Annotated in this window: 14 protein-coding genes; 11 read left to right on the top strand and 3 right to left on the bottom strand. The window is 37.5% G+C overall.

What is annotated here, in order from left to right; genetic code table 11:
- Positions 1-6: 6 nt before the first annotated feature.
- The 4 genes from P3L37_RS05420 (at position 7) to yegD (ending at position 5,408) form a co-directional block, all read left to right on the top strand.
- Positions 7-1,881: a heme lyase CcmF/NrfE family subunit gene (locus P3L37_RS05420; protein ID WP_004913376.1), complete on the top strand. Its 1,875-nt coding sequence runs from the start codon at positions 7-9 to the stop codon at positions 1,879-1,881.
- Positions 1,874-2,920: a heme lyase NrfEFG subunit NrfF gene (nrfF, locus tag P3L37_RS05415; protein ID WP_109912718.1), complete on the top strand. Its 1,047-nt coding sequence runs from the start codon at positions 1,874-1,876 to the stop codon at positions 2,918-2,920. Before P3L37_RS05420 ends, nrfF begins: the two co-directional genes overlap by 8 nt.
- A gap of 329 nt (positions 2,921-3,249) precedes the next feature.
- Positions 3,250-3,648: a hypothetical protein gene (locus P3L37_RS05410; protein ID WP_110732116.1), complete on the top strand. Its 399-nt coding sequence runs from the start codon at positions 3,250-3,252 to the stop codon at positions 3,646-3,648.
- A 407-nt stretch (positions 3,649-4,055) separates the two neighbouring features.
- Positions 4,056-5,408 (top strand): molecular chaperone, encoded by a 1,353-nt coding sequence (gene yegD / locus P3L37_RS05405; protein WP_109912719.1) that lies wholly within the window; start codon positions 4,056-4,058, stop codon positions 5,406-5,408.
- Positions 5,409-5,490: 82 nt separating this feature from the next.
- Here yegD and P3L37_RS05400 read toward each other — a convergent pair whose 3' ends face one another.
- Positions 5,491-5,970: a DUF4822 domain-containing protein gene (locus P3L37_RS05400; protein WP_004913390.1), complete on the bottom strand. Its 480-nt coding sequence runs from the start codon at positions 5,968-5,970 to the stop codon at positions 5,491-5,493.
- Between the two features lie 185 nt (positions 5,971-6,155).
- Positions 6,156-7,010: a LysR family transcriptional regulator gene (locus P3L37_RS05395; RefSeq protein WP_109912720.1), complete on the bottom strand. Its 855-nt coding sequence runs from the start codon at positions 7,008-7,010 to the stop codon at positions 6,156-6,158.
- A 109-nt stretch (positions 7,011-7,119) separates the two neighbouring features.
- Between P3L37_RS05395 and P3L37_RS05390 the strand changes: the two genes are divergently transcribed.
- The 7 genes from P3L37_RS05390 (at position 7,120) to dmsD (ending at position 14,602) form a co-directional block, all read left to right on the top strand.
- Positions 7,120-7,590, top strand: a complete 471-nt coding sequence (locus tag P3L37_RS05390) for a multidrug/biocide efflux PACE transporter (protein ID WP_109912721.1) — start codon at positions 7,120-7,122, stop codon at positions 7,588-7,590.
- A gap of 378 nt (positions 7,591-7,968) precedes the next feature.
- Positions 7,969-8,436 (top strand): hypothetical protein, encoded by a 468-nt coding sequence (locus P3L37_RS05385; protein WP_109912722.1) that lies wholly within the window; start codon positions 7,969-7,971, stop codon positions 8,434-8,436.
- 290 nt (positions 8,437-8,726) lie between these two features.
- Positions 8,727-9,473: an energy transducer TonB gene (locus P3L37_RS05380; protein ID WP_109912723.1), complete on the top strand. Its 747-nt coding sequence runs from the start codon at positions 8,727-8,729 to the stop codon at positions 9,471-9,473.
- A 476-nt stretch (positions 9,474-9,949) separates the two neighbouring features.
- Complete coding sequence (gene ynfF / locus P3L37_RS05375; protein WP_147318183.1) at positions 9,950-12,376, top strand: selenate/tellurate reductase subunit YnfF; 2,427 nt, start codon at positions 9,950-9,952, stop codon at positions 12,374-12,376.
- A gap of 10 nt (positions 12,377-12,386) precedes the next feature.
- Positions 12,387-13,004, top strand: a complete 618-nt coding sequence (locus tag P3L37_RS05370; RefSeq protein ID WP_004913401.1) for a DMSO/selenate family reductase complex B subunit — start codon at positions 12,387-12,389, stop codon at positions 13,002-13,004.
- Between the two features lies 1 nt (position 13,005).
- Positions 13,006-13,863 carry a DmsC/YnfH family molybdoenzyme membrane anchor subunit gene (locus tag P3L37_RS05365; protein ID WP_109912725.1) on the top strand — a complete coding sequence of 286 codons (858 nt, stop codon included), beginning with the start codon at positions 13,006-13,008 and terminating at the stop codon, positions 13,861-13,863.
- A gap of 121 nt (positions 13,864-13,984) precedes the next feature.
- Positions 13,985-14,602: a Tat proofreading chaperone DmsD gene (gene dmsD, locus P3L37_RS05360; RefSeq protein ID WP_004913405.1), complete on the top strand. Its 618-nt coding sequence runs from the start codon at positions 13,985-13,987 to the stop codon at positions 14,600-14,602.
- A 144-nt stretch (positions 14,603-14,746) separates the two neighbouring features.
- On the opposite strand, the gene P3L37_RS05355 is transcribed toward dmsD, so the two are convergent.
- Positions 14,747-15,889 carry a trans-sulfuration enzyme family protein gene (locus P3L37_RS05355; protein ID WP_004913408.1) on the bottom strand — a complete coding sequence of 381 codons (1,143 nt, stop codon included), beginning with the start codon at positions 15,887-15,889 and terminating at the stop codon, positions 14,747-14,749.
- Positions 15,890-15,896: the final 7 nt, after the last annotated feature.

Raw genomic sequence — 15,896 nt, 5'->3', positions numbered from 1 at the left:
TAATCATTGGAACTAATACTCCCAGAAATTGGCTTTCTCTGCCTCGCATTGGCACTCTGTATTGCCTGTTTCCAAGCATTGTTTGGAGTTATTGGTTTCTTCCGCCATATTCCGAGGCAAATGCCTCGGAATATTCTTTGGACCTACTTACAGTTTCTTTTCTTGCTCGTTGCCTATGTTTGTTTAACTCTCAGCTTTATTCAAAGTGATTTTTCAGTCGTGTATGTGGCGCAACATAGCCACCGGCTATCGCCGCTATATATTAAAATTGCCGCAGTATGGGGAGGCCATGAAGGCTCAATATTTCTTTGGCTACTGTTTATCTCTGCTTGGAGTTGCCTATTTGCATGGTGTTATCGTCGGCAAACTCACCCCGTATTTCCTCTCACATTAACCCTACTCGCTATTATTAGTACCGCATTATTACTGTTTATCGTCTTTTATTCGGACCCCTTTGTTCGCATTTTCCCTCCTGCTATTGAAGGGCGAGATCTCAATCCAATGCTGCAACATTGGGGGTTGATATTACACCCTCCACTGCTTTATTTAGGTTATAGCGGGTTAATGGTCGTAACCGCCTTGGCACTTGCATCCACGCTGTGCACGCAATTTAACCAAACTGTTGCAAGGCTCTGTTGGCGCTTTGTCGTTCCTAGTTGGTGCATACTCACTTTGGGTATCACACTGGGTTCATGGTGGGCATACAGTGAACTTGGTTGGGGGGGATGGTGGTTTTGGGACCCAGTTGAAAATGCATCACTGTTACCATGGCTAAGTGCAACTGCGTTATTCCATAGCCTTACCATTTCATACAAAACGGGTCATTATCGTCATTGGTCAATATTACTGGCGATCCTCACGTTTATTTTATCTCTATTGGGCACGTTGATTGTACGCTCAGGTATTTTAATGTCTGTCCATGCGTTTGCTTTAGATAACGTTAGGGCTGTCCCCCTCTTTTTACTATTCAGTTTCCTGAGTTTCGGTGCTTTATGTATATATGGTTGGAAAGCTAAAAACATTGATAATTTACCAACCAAAACTAATCGCCGTCAGCTTTATTTATTACTCACTTTAATCCTATTTTCTACTGTATTATTCATTGTCCTGACGGGCACACTTTACCCGATGATTTACACGTTATTTGGTTGGGGAAAAATATCGGTTGGGGCACCTTATTTTAACCAAGCATTACTGCCATTTGGTATTTTGATGCTAATCATAATGGCGGTAAGTGCCATTTATCCGCTTAACAAAACTCGGATTAAAGCCCAATGGCGTATTCTTTTCATTATACTTCTCAGTGTATTAGTAAGCTTATCTCTTTGGTCTAAAGGGATTATTATCGCTCTTTCTTGTGGTTTTTTATTTGCTATTTTACTTATCTTTTGGCTACGACCCATCGATGCTATTCGTCAACAATTCCCTTCCCTTATCGCTCATACAGGGGTTGTGATTTTTGCGGCTGGCATTGCCTTATCCATTGGTAGTCACCATGAAACCAGTGTTAGTCTTTCTGTTGGGCAATCTATCTCACTCGCAGATTATCAATTTCAATTCAACGAGTTGCAACTTGAAGCTAAATCTAATTACACTACCGAAAAAGCCATTATACAAATTAGCAAAGCTAACCAACCATTACACCAGCTAATCACCGAGCGCCGCTTTTATACTGCTCGCCAGCAATTAATGATTGAACCCGGTATATATTGGGGGTGGCTACGTAATTGGTATGCGGTATTAGGTGAGAAAACGGGAACAAATAGCTATGCAATACGCCTTTACGTACAAGATGGCATTCAATGGATTTGGAGCGGTGCGTTTGTAATGTGTTTTGGCCTATTAATAAGCTGGATAAAAGGGAGGATAAAAAATGCTTAAAACCCTATTAGCACTATTTTTCCTATGTTGCTCTTTTATATCCAATGCTCAGATTGTTGATGTGTGGCAATTTAATTCTATTGAAGAACAAGAATATTCTTTGCAAATAGCCTCACAATTACGTTGTCCGCAGTGCCAAAACCAAAACTTACTCGAATCCAATGCACCCACTGCAGTAAGTATGCGCCACCAAGTTTTTAAAATGGTTGCAGAGGGGAAAGATAAAGCGCAAATCATGCATTATATGACCGAGCGATATGGCGATTTCGTGCTGTATAACCCTCCCTTGACTATTGGTACCGCACTGCTTTGGGGATTACCGGGCATTGCTCTAGTTGGCATTTTTTATTTCATTTTCAAATTTTATCGCTCACAAAAACAGCCGATTTTAGAGAACAATTTTCACCATCAGCAGGTATTCGAGCAATTATTGTCAGATGATGTAACAGCGCCATCAGTTGCAAAGCAATGGCATATTAATAAATTACTCGCCATATTAATGGTGTCAGTTGTTATTGGTTACTTTTTTTCGCCTCGGTTTGAATTAGCCTACCAGGAATACCAACGTATTTCAGATCCTCTACTCTCATTCACACCATTGCAGCAAGAACAAAATGATTTATTACGCTTGCAAGATGATATTCGCCAATCCCCTAAAAATAGTGAGCTTTGGGCTACTCTAGGTGAATACTATCTCTATCAAAATAGTTATGATAACGCATTAATTGCTTATCATAGAGCGTTAAAATATGGAGGAGAAAATGCTCAGATATACTCCGCTATTGCAACCGTTTTATATTACCAAGCAGGTCAACAACTAACAGAAGATGTCAGAGCGGTAATCAACAAAGCATTAAACCTTGATAAACAAGAAATTACTGCTTTAATGCTAGTCGCTTCAGATGCTTTTATGAATGCAAATTATGAACAAGCAATTGATATTTGGCAAAAATTATTAGATAGTAATAGTTCTCGTATTAATCGTTCTCAACTCATTGAAGCTATTCATATGGCAAAAATAATGAAGAACAAAAAATAATAATCTTATTCTATATATTTTCGTTACTCTAGGGATTAATACATACTGAATTATCACAATAGTGATAAAGTATCCTTTTATGAAATGTCTATTTATTTAAATGTGTAATTTTTCGTTTCTTATTGGTTACCATTGTTTCCCTTCTATATTACTTCAAATAATCTTATGTTAGATTGGTAACCGTTAATTATCCCAAATGTAATCCAAGTATATCTCCGTAAGTGAAATCACCAATTAAAAGTTAGCCTATGGCAATGAATTTTTATTCAATTTTTATATTTTGGCATTCATTGGGAGGTTCAAAAATAATAACATAAGAAATAAACACTATGAAAAATAAAATATTTTCATTTTTAGTCGTTGGCCTAATTGCAGGCGCTTCCTTTATAGGAGGCGTTGTAAGTAACTATACACCTGATTTAGATATTGTAGAAAAATCTCAAAAAGCGGTTGAGGATTTTTTAGCATTCCCCAAAACGGCCGAGTATAAAAATGTTAAATATCATGAGATAAGAGAAACCTTAGACCATGGTATGCTAGGTTATGTATGCGGTGAAGTGCTTATTTTCACTAGCCAAAACTCATATTCATTTAAACGTTTTGTGGTCAAAACCTATCTTCATGATGACGGCCGTAATGTTGTTTCTATTCCATTAATTGATAGAGATGATAAAGAATTTCCTAATAATGATTTTAATGTAATTTGGAATAAGTATTGTAATAGTTAAAAATATATAAAACCTAACTGTTTAAATAAGATATTTCCGAGAACCTCTTTAACATTACATTAAAATGTTAAAGAGGAGGAAAAATAAAATATTACATCACAAACCACACTCTAAATAAAAATAGCTTTAAATAACCTTAATATTATCGATAGGTATTTTTATTTATCCACCTTAAGCTAAATTAATTACGCCCTTTTTATGAACATCAATAAATCAATCTTTCAATAATGCTTGCATTTTGTTATAGAGCCTCTGTGCTTTCAGAGCATCTAGACAACATACAATCAATTCAAGCTATCTACTTTTGGATTTTTCCCTTCGCATCGAACTATTTTTTCGATAGTAATTCATTCCTGCTTGATATAAAGTCTCTGCCTTTTTTCAAAGTCGTTACTCTTGGAGGCGAAATGTTTATTGGTTTTGATTACGGTACATCTAACTGTGCTGTCGCAGTCATGAAAAACGGGATACCCACACTATTACCATTAGAAGGCGATAACGTTTATATTCCATCAACCTTATGCGCGCCAACAAGAGAATCAGTTTCTGAGTATTTATTTCGCCATTGTAAAATCTCCCCCTCGAATGAAATCGGACAACAAATTTTAAAAAGATCTATCGCGTTTAACCGTGATGAAGGGATCGATTTACTACCCGAGGACATTGTATTTGGGCAAGCTGCTTTAGATTTATATCTGAGCGACCCTAGAGATGTTTATTATGTAAAATCCCCAAAATCTTTTTTAGGGGCTTCAGGCTTACATGATACTCAAATTAGTTTTTTTGAAGACCTTGTCTGCGCGATGATGAAAAATATAAAGGATACTGCAGAACATTCTTTACAGCAGGTTATTGATGACACAGTCATTGGCCGGCCAATTAACTTTCATGGGCGTGGCGGGGAACTTTCAAATCAACAAGCAGAATCCATACTCTATCGTGCGGCAAAACGCGCAGGTTTTAATCATATTGCTTTCCAGTTCGAACCTGTTGCTGCCGGGCTTGAATATGAATCCACATTAAGTAAAGACCAGATCATCTTAGTCGTTGATATTGGCGGTGGAACAACAGACTGTTCATTAATTCAAATGGGACCGACTTATCGAGGTGCACAAGACAGAACACAATCCTTACTTGCACATAGTGGCCAACGAGTGGGTGGAAACGACCTTGATATTTACCTAGCATTAAAACAATTGATGCCACTTTTTGGGATGGAAAGCCAATCTTTATCGGGCATTAAAATGCCATTTCTACAATTTTGGAACCCGATTGCTATCAATAATGTTGAAGCGCAAAAAGAATTTTACTCACGACAAAATTTGACTGCATTAACACGCTTAAAACAAGATGCAAAAGAGCCTCAAATAATATCTCGATTGTTAGAAGTTTATAATGAAACATTAGGTTATAGCTTAGTACGTAAAGCTGAAGAAGCTAAAATTGCTTTATCGGACACTTCCAGTTATTTAGCTCAAATTAAATTAATTTCTGAAAAACTAGAAGTGAATATTCCACATGAACAAATGGTGGAATCAATTGAATCACCAAAAAGTAAAATGATTGAATTAGTTAAAGAGGCTGTCAATCAAGGTGGGGTCAAACCTGATGCGATTTACGTTACAGGTGGGAGTGCTCGCTCACCAATATTACACCAAGCAATTAGCCAAGAATTACCTAATATTCCGATAATACGTGGAGATGATTTTGGTTCCGTTACTGCTGGACTAACGCGCTGGGCAGAAACCTGTTTTAAATAAAGCTACAATAGAGCAATAATGCCGCAGAATAAATTACTCAATCAATGAGCTTTATATCTAGACTGCGGCATTGGTTTAAATGTTATTTTTTAACTTTATGGACAATATCAAAGTACTTATCTTTGCTATCTTGCTCTGGATAAATACGATACGTATATTCTTCAGGTGTTACTGTCACATTTTCAACAACACGAGTAAATAAAACTTTACCGTCATCATCTTTCGCTGTTAATGAACGGCTTTTGCCATTTTCATCAAATGACCAGTCACCTTTCATTTTGGGTTTGCCATCGAACGTGGTCATATTAAAAGTCCCGTCTGGATAATATTCGGCAACCCCAAAGAAGTTTGCAACTTGTTTATCTTCTGCATTTACTTCTTTTTTATCTTGATCTAAAGCTTCTGTCGTTACCCAGACTTTGCCTACCATAATTTCTTCGTAAGCATTTAATTTATGTTCTGCTTTCTGTGATTGGCTTGCTGCTGGAGTTGTCGCTGCATTAACAGCAAATGACATAGTAGATACAACAGCAAAAAGTGTAGGTACTAATAATTTTTTCATTTTTATCCTCTAATAAATTAACTCAAACAACAATTTGATTAAGTTTAGATTAGCGATATAAAGCCAACTTTAAAAATTATATTACGTTTATTTACAAGATAACATCTTATTACATTTAATATAGACTGTTTTACAAAATAAAATATAGCACAAACACATTGATTTTAAAATTAATCTCCTTAAATTTAGCTATTAAGTAATTTATTAATCAGCCAGTAACCCGCTTTTCCCGGTGGATTATTCTTAGACCAAACTAAATCCACATCAATTTTACGTGGCCATAAATCATAATTAATACTCACTAAACGGTTATGGCCAAATTGCTTAACTAACCATGTCGGTAATATTGCCCATCCTGCACCTTGTTCTGCCATTTCTAATAATAGTAAATAATTAGGCGCAAACCAGTTCTTTTCACTATTAATAATAATTTGGCTACTACTACTTAGCCGTAGTTGGCGTGTCATAGTTAAATGCTGATAAGTAATTTTTTTCTCTTTAGCTAATGGATGGCTATTTAATACATATAAACCTAATTCACCTTGAATAGGTAAACGAGAAAAAGAAATATCTGCAGGATATTCTGTTCGAGATTCCATCATACCAACATGAGCCTGTTGGTTTTGGATCATTTCAATAACGGCATTATTTTCTGCAATTAAAAACTCGAACTCAAGATGCGGAAATTGTCTATCTAATGTCGTTACAATATGTTCAGCATGAGGGGGCTGATAAATATCTGAAAAAGCGCAGCTTAATCTTGGTTCTATATCTGGTAGCAGTTCAACTCGAAGCGCTTGAAGACGCTCATCTGCCGATAAAATATCCTCAACTAAACTCAAAACTTTTCTACCTGCAAAAGTTAATGTTGATTCACGTCCCTGCCTATCGAATAACAAAAAGCCCAAGTCGTCTTCAAAACCACTGATTGTCGTACTCACAGTTGATTGGCTTTTATTTAATTTACGAGCCGCAGCAGAGAATGACCTTAGGGATGCCGCCTCCACAAAGGTACGCAATGTTTCTATAGAATAATTCATAAGGTATCGCTTTTTCCGATGGCTGCCATTTTGTATATATATAAAAAAAAGCAAATAATTGCACCCGATTTTTACCCAAAAAATAATTTTCCATATCTTTGAGGTAGTTATGAGCAAGTATACAAAAACATTAACTGAACGAATTTTTCATGCAGTTTCATTTGAAGTCATCGCGATCGCGATAACTGCACCGGTCAGTGCGTGGCTTTTAGGACGCTCAATTTTCCAAATGGGAACAGTCGCTATTGTCTTGTCGACACTGGCAATGCTATTAAACTTATTTTATAACATGGTCTTTGATCGTTATTGGCCCTTATCCAAAGGGCCTCGCCCAGCCAAAGTACGCATTTTTCACGCCGTTGGATTTGAATTGAGCTTTGTGATCATGGGTGTACCAATGCTGGCGTTTTTACTTAAAATGTCATTCTTAGACGCATTCTTACTTGAAATCGGCTTTTTTGCCTTTTTCTTATTTTATACTTATGCGTTTAATCTTGTATATGACATCTTACGTGAGCGTTGGTTTGCGAATAAAGAAAATGCAATACGCGTCTCAGAAACAGCGGTTAAACGTTCTTAATTTTAATTAAATATTCAAACACCGTGTAGCTTATCTATACGGTGTTATTTATGTATCATAAATACGATAAACACGCCGAAATAATTCTCTCTTTTTTTTTTGCAAAATGATGAATGCGTTTTATGCACTCATCATATGCATAGATGTCAATTTCATCATTGAACATGATCACCTATATTGACGCCATCGTAATGATTAGTCCTACGATAACTTTATAAAAATACTACTTAGATGCGTTTATCTATCAATAACAGACCTAAGTTCGAGTGCAGTAAATAGAAGTTAAACATTAAATTCCTTCATTTTTTAGAACTCATTTATATAAAGTTATCCATTATTTTGTCCAAAGTTTAGGCAATGTTATTTAAAGGTATTCAGATGAACAAACTATTTATTTCTTCTGCACTTTTTCTGGTATTTAATTTAAGTGCTCAAGCAGACGTAACCACCCATAAAAATGCCATTATTTCACTCAGTTTTATTGAAAATAATACCGCTTATGCAAACCAAATCGCTATTGCTAACCATGCAAAAGCCGCTAATTTATCACCTAATGGTATCCAAGGTATTACGAAATCTTTTGCACAGATGAATTCGCATGAAAAAGCCACTACTGCATTAAGTTTTAATGAAAATAATATGTCCGCAGCGAACCAAGCAGCCATTAATTCACATCTAAAAGCTGGTAATTTAGCAACAGATAAAATTAATGGTATCAGCAAAAGTTTTTTAGCAATGGATGGACATGAAAAAGCCGCAGTCGCGTTGAGTTTTACCGAAAACAACCAATCCCCTTCTATCAAATACGCTGTACAGCAACACTTAAGCAGGAGCCAGACAAAATAATAAAATAGAGAATGATATTTAACTGATTTATCACACAATTAATCTTATTAAGGCTTGGTGACTCACCAAGCCTTTTTCATTTTTAAAATTATATTATTAAAAATCAATGCATTAATAGTAAATAACATATACCCATCAAAGTTGATAATAACTATCATTTGCAATTGATAATTATTAACATATAATTCGAATCGTTATTTTATCTTATGAGTTATAACTCAAGCATAACTACTTAAGACCTGTTTTGGTCTACCCTCTTTAGGTTCAACAAGAAAGAATATTGAGGTCTTATGATGAGTCGAAAATTAATCACTTTTACGCTATCCATAACCCTGCATATTCTTGTTATTGGGTACTTAACCTATGTTACGGCTCAATCATTATCCTTAAAAAACCAAGCACAACAGGATGCGCCGATTATATCGATCGCATTAACTCAAGCGGTTAACGTTGCAGAACCTGAAGAGCTCCTTCAACCGATAGAACTCCCTAGTGAGGTAAAAATAGAACCCAGCCCAATTATTGAAAATGCCGCCGTTGTTGTGCCTAAAAAGCAAAAAAAGGTGATCAAAACACAAAAAGAACCCGTAAAACCCAAAGAACTCACTAAAAGAACTGAAAACCCCAGCAAACAAGCTGATTCCGAAATTAAAAATGATTTGCCAATCGCACAACAACAAAAAGCCGGTGACCTTGTTTCTTCTCAATCAGCAGGAATTAAAGGCCCCAAAAACCAACATGCGACTAGTGACACTAATAGCCAACTAATTAATGCCTATCGAGAAAAACTGCGCCAAGAAGTTGAGCGAAACAAGCAATACCCTCGCCGCGCAAAAAAAATGAAAAACCGTGGTATCGCAACTATTCAATTTCAATTAAGCCAAACCGGAGAAATTAGTTTAATTCGCTTAGCAAGCAGTTCAGGAAATGATTTATTAGATCAAGCCGCTTTACTTGCAGTACAAAAAAGCCGCTCTGTCGGTAAGCCACCAGCAGGTTTTGCTCAATCTATCACTCTCAATATTGAATTTAATTAACCAACACTGATAATAACAATTATTTTCAATAAAAAAGTACACCTTAATTGGATATTAGATGTTCACTTTATAGTTAGTTATTCTGTATTTATTTTTCATTCCAAAAAATAATAATAAATTTTATTGTTTTTTCAGAACAATCAATGCTCCTAGAGAAATTTATTATTATTTTCCAACTATATGACTAAAAGTCTTCTCCCTATTTTCCGAAAATGGCCTTACCGAGAGAAATATTTTCTCTACAAAACTCAATATTAACATTTCTAAATTTTTAGACACGAGCAATAAAAATAAAACCTGTTTTTATTCATAACGTTATAATGATATCAATTATCATTAATATTTATTTATTATAAAAAAGTTACCAGTTTTGCAAATATAACTTCGTTGATATGGCGCAAAAAAAACTAAATATGTCAGAGTAAGATAGCCCCTGAATAACACTATATTTAATATGGTCATAAAGGCTAATATCAATGAATACAAAAAATAAATTATTAAATAGCCCTATCTCAAGGCGCAATGTCGTGAAATCTGGCGCTGCTGGCGGTTTATTTGCTGCAGTTGGCGGTTTATCACTTCCTTTTAATGCAAAAGCAATCGATACCTCTCAAAACTCAACATCCCCTGAAGAAAAAGCCGTTTGGAGTTCATGTACCGTTAATTGTGGTAGCCGTTGCCTATTACGCCTCCATGTGCGTGACGATGAGGTATATTGGGTTGAATCTGATACCACGGGAAAAGATGAATATGGTAATCATCAAGTCAGAGCTTGCCTGCGTGGTCGCTCAATCCGCAGAAGAATGAATCACCCAGATAGATTGAAATACCCAATGAAACGTGTGGGTAAACGTGGTGAAGGCAAATTTGTCCGAATTTCATGGGAAGAAGCCCTTGATACTGTTGGTAATAGCTTACGCGATATTCTAAAAAATTATGGTAATGAAGCCGTTCACGTTTTATATGGTACTGGCGTTGATGGCGGTAATATCACCAACTCAAATGTTCCTTATCGCTTAATGAATTCATGTGGTGGTTTCCTGAGCCGCTACGGCAGTTATAGTACTGCACAAATTCGTGCAGGTATGAATTACCTATACGGCTCCCAAGAAGCAAATAGCCCCGATGATATTGCAAATACAAAACTAGTTGTGATGTTTGGTAATAACCCTGCCGAAACTCGTATGAGTGGCGGAGGTGTCACTTATTATGTCGAACAAGCGCGCGAACGTTCAAATGCGCGCATGATAGTCATTGACCCTCGTTATAATGACACTGCTTCTGGTAGAGAAGATGAATGGTTACCTATTCGTCCTGGTACTGATGGTGCACTTGCTGCCGCATTGGCTTACGTGATTATTACTGAGGATATGGTCGACCAAGAATTTGTCGATAAATACTGTATCGGCTATGACGAAAAAACCTTGCCAGCTTCGGCACCTAAAAATGGTCACTATAAAGCGTATATTTTAGGCCAAGGTGCTGATGGTATTGCTAAAACACCACAGTGGGCCGCTAAAATTACAGGTATCCCAGCAGATAAAATCATTAAGTTAGCCCGTGAAATAGGCCAAGCAAAACCCGCTTATATTGTTCAAGGTTGGGGACCTCAACGTCATTCAAATGGTGAGCAAACGGTTCGAGCAATTGCCATGTTAGCCATTATTACCGGTAATGTTGGCATTAGTGGTGGAAATTCAGGCTGTCGTGAAGGTACTTATGATTCCGGTGTTGAATGGTTCCCGATGCTCGATAACCCAGTAAAAACTCAGATTTCTGTTTTCACATGGACTGATGCCATCGAACGCGGTACCGAAATGACAGATATTCATGATGGTATCAAAGGGAAAGATAAATTAGATGTTCCCATTAAATTTTTATGGTGCTATGCCAGTAATACATTGATAAATCAGCATAGTGATATCGCTCGCACCCATGAAATTTTACAAGATGACAGCAAATGCGAAATGATTGTCGGCATCGACCACTTCATGACGGCCTCTGCAAAATATTGCGATATTTTACTACCTGATTTAATGCCTACCGAACAAGAAGATCTTATTCCTAGCGAGTCCGCAGGAAACATGTCGTACATGATCTTAGGCCAACCAGCCACTAGCGCTAAATTTGAGCGTAAGCCCATCTATGAAATTTTGTCAGAAATAGCTAAACGCTTAGGCCCTGATGTCGAACAGAAATTTACCGAAGGCCGCACCCAACACGAATGGGTTAAATATTTATGTGAAAAAAGCCGCGAGCGCTTCCCTGATATGCCAACTTATGAAGAAATGAAAACCGTGGGTATTTTCAAGCACAAATGCCCAGATGAGCATGTCATTGGATTTAAAGCCTTCCGAGATAACCCTCAAGCTAATCCACTGAAGACGCCTTCAGGAAAAATAGAAATTTACTCAGAAAGCCTAGCTGAAATAGCAAAAACATGGCAATTAGCACCAGATGATGTGATTGACCCGCTGCCAATTTATACCGAAGGCTTTGAAAGCCATACCGATAGTCTTAATAAAAAATACCCATTACAAATGACAGGGTTTCACTATAAAGCCAGAACACACTCAAGTTATGGCAACATTGATATCTTAAAACAAGCTTGTCGCCAAGAAATATGGATTAACCCTATAGATGCCAAAGCACGTGGTATTAAACAGGGTGATATGGTCAAGGTTTTCAATGACCGAGGTGAAGTTCATATTCCAGCGAAAGTGACACCACGGATCATGCCAGGCGTGACTGCTATGGGCCAAGGGGCTTGGTTAGATGCCGATATGTTTGGCAAAAAAGTAGACCAAGGCGGGTGTATTAATGTCCTCACGACTCAACGCCCTTCACCGCTTGCTAAGGGGAATCCTCAGCATACTAACTTAGTTGAAATTGCAAAACTATAAGGAGCCCGGTATGTCACAACAATATGGTTTTTATATTGATACACAACGCTGTACGGGCTGCAAAACGTGCGAACTCGCCTGTAAAGATTTTAAAAACTTATCCGCTGATGTTCATTTCCGTCGTATTTATGAATATGCAGGCGGCGACTGGACAGAGCAAGATGGTGCATGGCATCAAAATGTATTCTCTTATTATCTTTCCATTTCATGCAACCATTGTGAGGACCCTGCTTGCGTTAAAGTTTGTCCAAGTGGCGCGATGCACAAACGTGAGGACGGCTTTGTCATTGTCGATGAAAGTGTTTGTATTGGTTGCCGTTATTGCCATATGGCATGTCCTTATAGTGCGCCTCAGTTTGATGCAGTTAAAGGGCATATGACTAAATGTGATGGCTGCTATGAACGTGTGGCTGAAGGCAAAAAACCCATTTGTGTTGAGTCTTGCCCGCTACGTGCATTAGATTTTGGGCCCATTGAAGAGCTACGTGCAAAATACGGCACAATCAATGAGATAGCACCTCTACCCGCTGCACATTATACCAAACCCAATATTGTGTTAAATCTCAATGCAAATTGCCGTCCTGTTGGTGACACCACAGGTTATTTAGCGAATCCGGAGGAAGTTTAAAATGGGCGCAGGCTTACATGAATATCCGTTAATCTTCTTCACCGTTATAGGTCAAAGTGTTGCCGGTGCATTTATTCTCATGGCTCTGGTATTGTTAATGAAACCCTTGCAAGAGCAGCATCATAAAATAGTGATGAGCATGTTTGGTTTATGGGCGTTAATGGGAATTGGCTTTTTACTTTCCATGCTGCATATGGGCTCGCCGATGCGTGCATTCAATTCAATGATACGTGTTGGTCATTCCGCTCTTAGTAACGAAATAGTCAGTGGTTCAATATTCTTCGCCTTAGGTGGGGTATATTGGTTACTGTCATTATTGAAAAAAATGCCTAAGTCTATTGGTACTATTTGGTTAATTATCACTATCATTTTTGCGGCAATATTTATTTATGCCATATCCCGCGTTTACCAAATTGATACCGTCCCAACTTGGTTTAATCACTATGGTAGTTTGCAATTTATCCTAACCAGCTTTATTGCAGGGCCTGTTCTTGCCGCATTTTTATTACGCATAGCAAGCTATGATATCAATAACGTCCGTTTCTTTACATTAATCAGTATTGTTGCAGTGGTTGCGAGTAGTATTTTGGTGACGGCACAGGGGTTTGAATTAGGCTCTATCCAAAGCTCTGTACAGAAAGCATCAGAGCTTGTTCCAGATTATGCCTCACTGATGGGTTGGCGTACTGTTTGCTTAACATTAGGGCTAGCTTTCTGGATTTACCCACATGTTAAAATGAAAAACCCTTCAATTATCGGGCTATTAGTCGCCGTATTATTGGTGATTTTTGGTGAATTGATTGGTAGAGGCATTTTCTACGGGCTACATATGACGGTAGGTATGGCTATCGCCGGATAACGACTATTCCATTGTTTTTACGATGATAAGGGGGCTAATTACCTTCTTATCATCGACAACAATCGCATGTTTCGCTACGATCGCACCAAAGCGTCATCATCAACATAGCAAGTGGACAAATATGGAACAAAAATTATTGGCAGATTTTTCGCTTTGCGCGCAAACTTTGGGGGCATTATTTTATTATGACCCTTCTGATGCACGCGTAAATAAACTAATTGATTTATTTACGACGAGCGAATGGTTAGCTGAGTGGCCATTTACTCAGGATTATGATTGCCAACGTATTGATAAACTTTTTCAAGATAGTCTTTCTGAATCAGAAACTTTACAAGAAGCCTACCAGCGCTTATTTATTGGCCCTTATGCATTACCTGCACCACCTTGGGGTTCTGTTTATCTTGATAAAGAAAATGTTATTTTTGGTATTTCGACACTTGAATTAAGAGCATGGCTTCGTAATAACCAAATCAATATTGAATTAAATCAAAAAGAACCCGAAGATCATGTGGGGCTAATATTTCTTCTCACTGCCTGGGTGATTGAAAATAAACCAGAACTGTTACGTGAATTACTAGAAATACATTTTTTACCTTGGGTATATCGCTATTTAGAAAAAATGCAATTGCAAAGCGGGAATGCTTTTTATGAAGCCACTGCGCTGCTGGCGACAGAAACTTTAAGACATATCCAACAAAGCGCTCAATTAACCCCAGCGAATAAAGAGCTTTGTCTTTAGTTTTATATCGTTCAAATAAGCATTTTGTGAAGTAAAAACCCTCTAAATAAATCAGACTATTTAGAGGGCTTAAAATATTATGGGCGTTTTTTAGGTGTGTGGTAGGTATCACTCAGAAGTAAAAATGCGTTACTAATGGCCTAATTACTGTACCTGCGATAAAGCAAAATCGGCATCAGCGAGTAAATCATCTATATCTTCACAGCCCAATGAGAACCGCAATAATCCATCCGTTACGCCTTGCAGTAATCTTTCCTCTTCAGGGATACACGCATGAGACATCATTTTAGGGTAGGAAATAATTGATTCAATTCCCCCTAAGCTGACCGCAACGAGTGGAATACGAATTGCTTCTAAAAATTGTTTTACATTGTCATAGCTACCCAAATCAAAGGAAACCACCATTCCGCCATTTTTGGACTGTTGCATATGAATCATATGGTTTGGGTGTGAAGCTAACCCCGGATAAAAAACGCGTTGTACTTTTGGGTGCTCATTCAGATATTCTGCAAGCTTTTGCGCATTTTCACTAGCTCGTTCAACTCGCATTGCCATTGATTTTAAACCACGCATCGTCAGCCAGCTATCAAATGGAGCTGCAATACTGCCAATAGCCACCGCAGACTTATGTAACCACCTCGCATATTCAGGGTTATTCGTTGCTACTGTCCCCAAGATCACATCACTATGGCCATTTATAAATTTAGTCGCACTATTAATAGAAAAATCAATTCCAAGAGAGATAACATCTGATAACAATGGCGTCATAAAGGTATTGTCACAGATGGTAATAATATTATGCTGTTGCGCAATTTCAATAACAGATTTTAAATCAGTCACTTGTAATGTGGGGTTAGATGGCGTTTCAATATAAAACGCTTTGGTATTCTCCGTTATTGCTTGCTGATAGTTCATTGGGTTAGTCGCATCAACAAATGTCACTGAAATGCCATAACGAGGCAGAAATTCAGTCATTAACTGGAAAGAACCACCGTAAATATTTTTGCAAGCAACAATATGGTCACCCTGGCTAAAATTAAGTAATACTGCGCTTATTGCTGCCATTCCTGATGAAAAAATCTCAGCAAATTTCGCGTTTTCAATCGCGCAAATTGCCTCACTTAATGCATCTCTTGTTGGATTGGAAAAACGCGAATAAATATGGTCGTAACTTTCCTCAATATTGGCTTGTGAAAATGTGGATGATTGATATAACGGAATAGAAGAACTTCCGGTATATTTATCTGTCATGGGGTAACCATGAATAACCTTGGTATTAATTTTCATAAGTAAA

The sequence above is a fragment of the Providencia sp. PROV114 genome, assembly GCF_032704305.1.
Taxonomy (GTDB): Bacteria; Pseudomonadota; Gammaproteobacteria; order Enterobacterales; family Enterobacteriaceae; genus Providencia; species Providencia rettgeri.
This window is presented reverse-complemented; position numbering and strand designations above follow the sequence as displayed.

Coding starts and splice junctions, on each gene's coding strand:
- P3L37_RS05370 (WP_004913401.1), top strand. CDS start 12,387: ATGTCACAACAATATGGTTTTTATATTGATACACAACGCTGTACGGGC.
- P3L37_RS05400 (WP_004913390.1), bottom strand. CDS start 5,970: ATGAAAAAATTATTAGTACCTACACTTTTTGCTGTTGTATCTACTATG.
- P3L37_RS05395 (WP_109912720.1), bottom strand. CDS start 7,010: ATGAATTATTCTATAGAAACATTGCGTACCTTTGTGGAGGCGGCATCC.
- P3L37_RS05410 (WP_110732116.1), top strand. CDS start 3,250: ATGAAAAATAAAATATTTTCATTTTTAGTCGTTGGCCTAATTGCAGGC.
- P3L37_RS05380 (WP_109912723.1), top strand. CDS start 8,727: ATGATGAGTCGAAAATTAATCACTTTTACGCTATCCATAACCCTGCAT.
- P3L37_RS05355 (WP_004913408.1), bottom strand. CDS start 15,889: ATGAAAATTAATACCAAGGTTATTCATGGTTACCCCATGACAGATAAA.
- ynfF (WP_147318183.1), top strand. CDS start 9,950: ATGAATACAAAAAATAAATTATTAAATAGCCCTATCTCAAGGCGCAAT.
- dmsD (WP_004913405.1), top strand. CDS start 13,985: ATGGAACAAAAATTATTGGCAGATTTTTCGCTTTGCGCGCAAACTTTG.
- P3L37_RS05390 (WP_109912721.1), top strand. CDS start 7,120: ATGAGCAAGTATACAAAAACATTAACTGAACGAATTTTTCATGCAGTT.
- yegD (WP_109912719.1), top strand. CDS start 4,056: ATGTTTATTGGTTTTGATTACGGTACATCTAACTGTGCTGTCGCAGTC.
- P3L37_RS05385 (WP_109912722.1), top strand. CDS start 7,969: ATGAACAAACTATTTATTTCTTCTGCACTTTTTCTGGTATTTAATTTA.
- P3L37_RS05365 (WP_109912725.1), top strand. CDS start 13,006: ATGGGCGCAGGCTTACATGAATATCCGTTAATCTTCTTCACCGTTATA.
- nrfF (WP_109912718.1), top strand. CDS start 1,874: ATGCTTAAAACCCTATTAGCACTATTTTTCCTATGTTGCTCTTTTATA.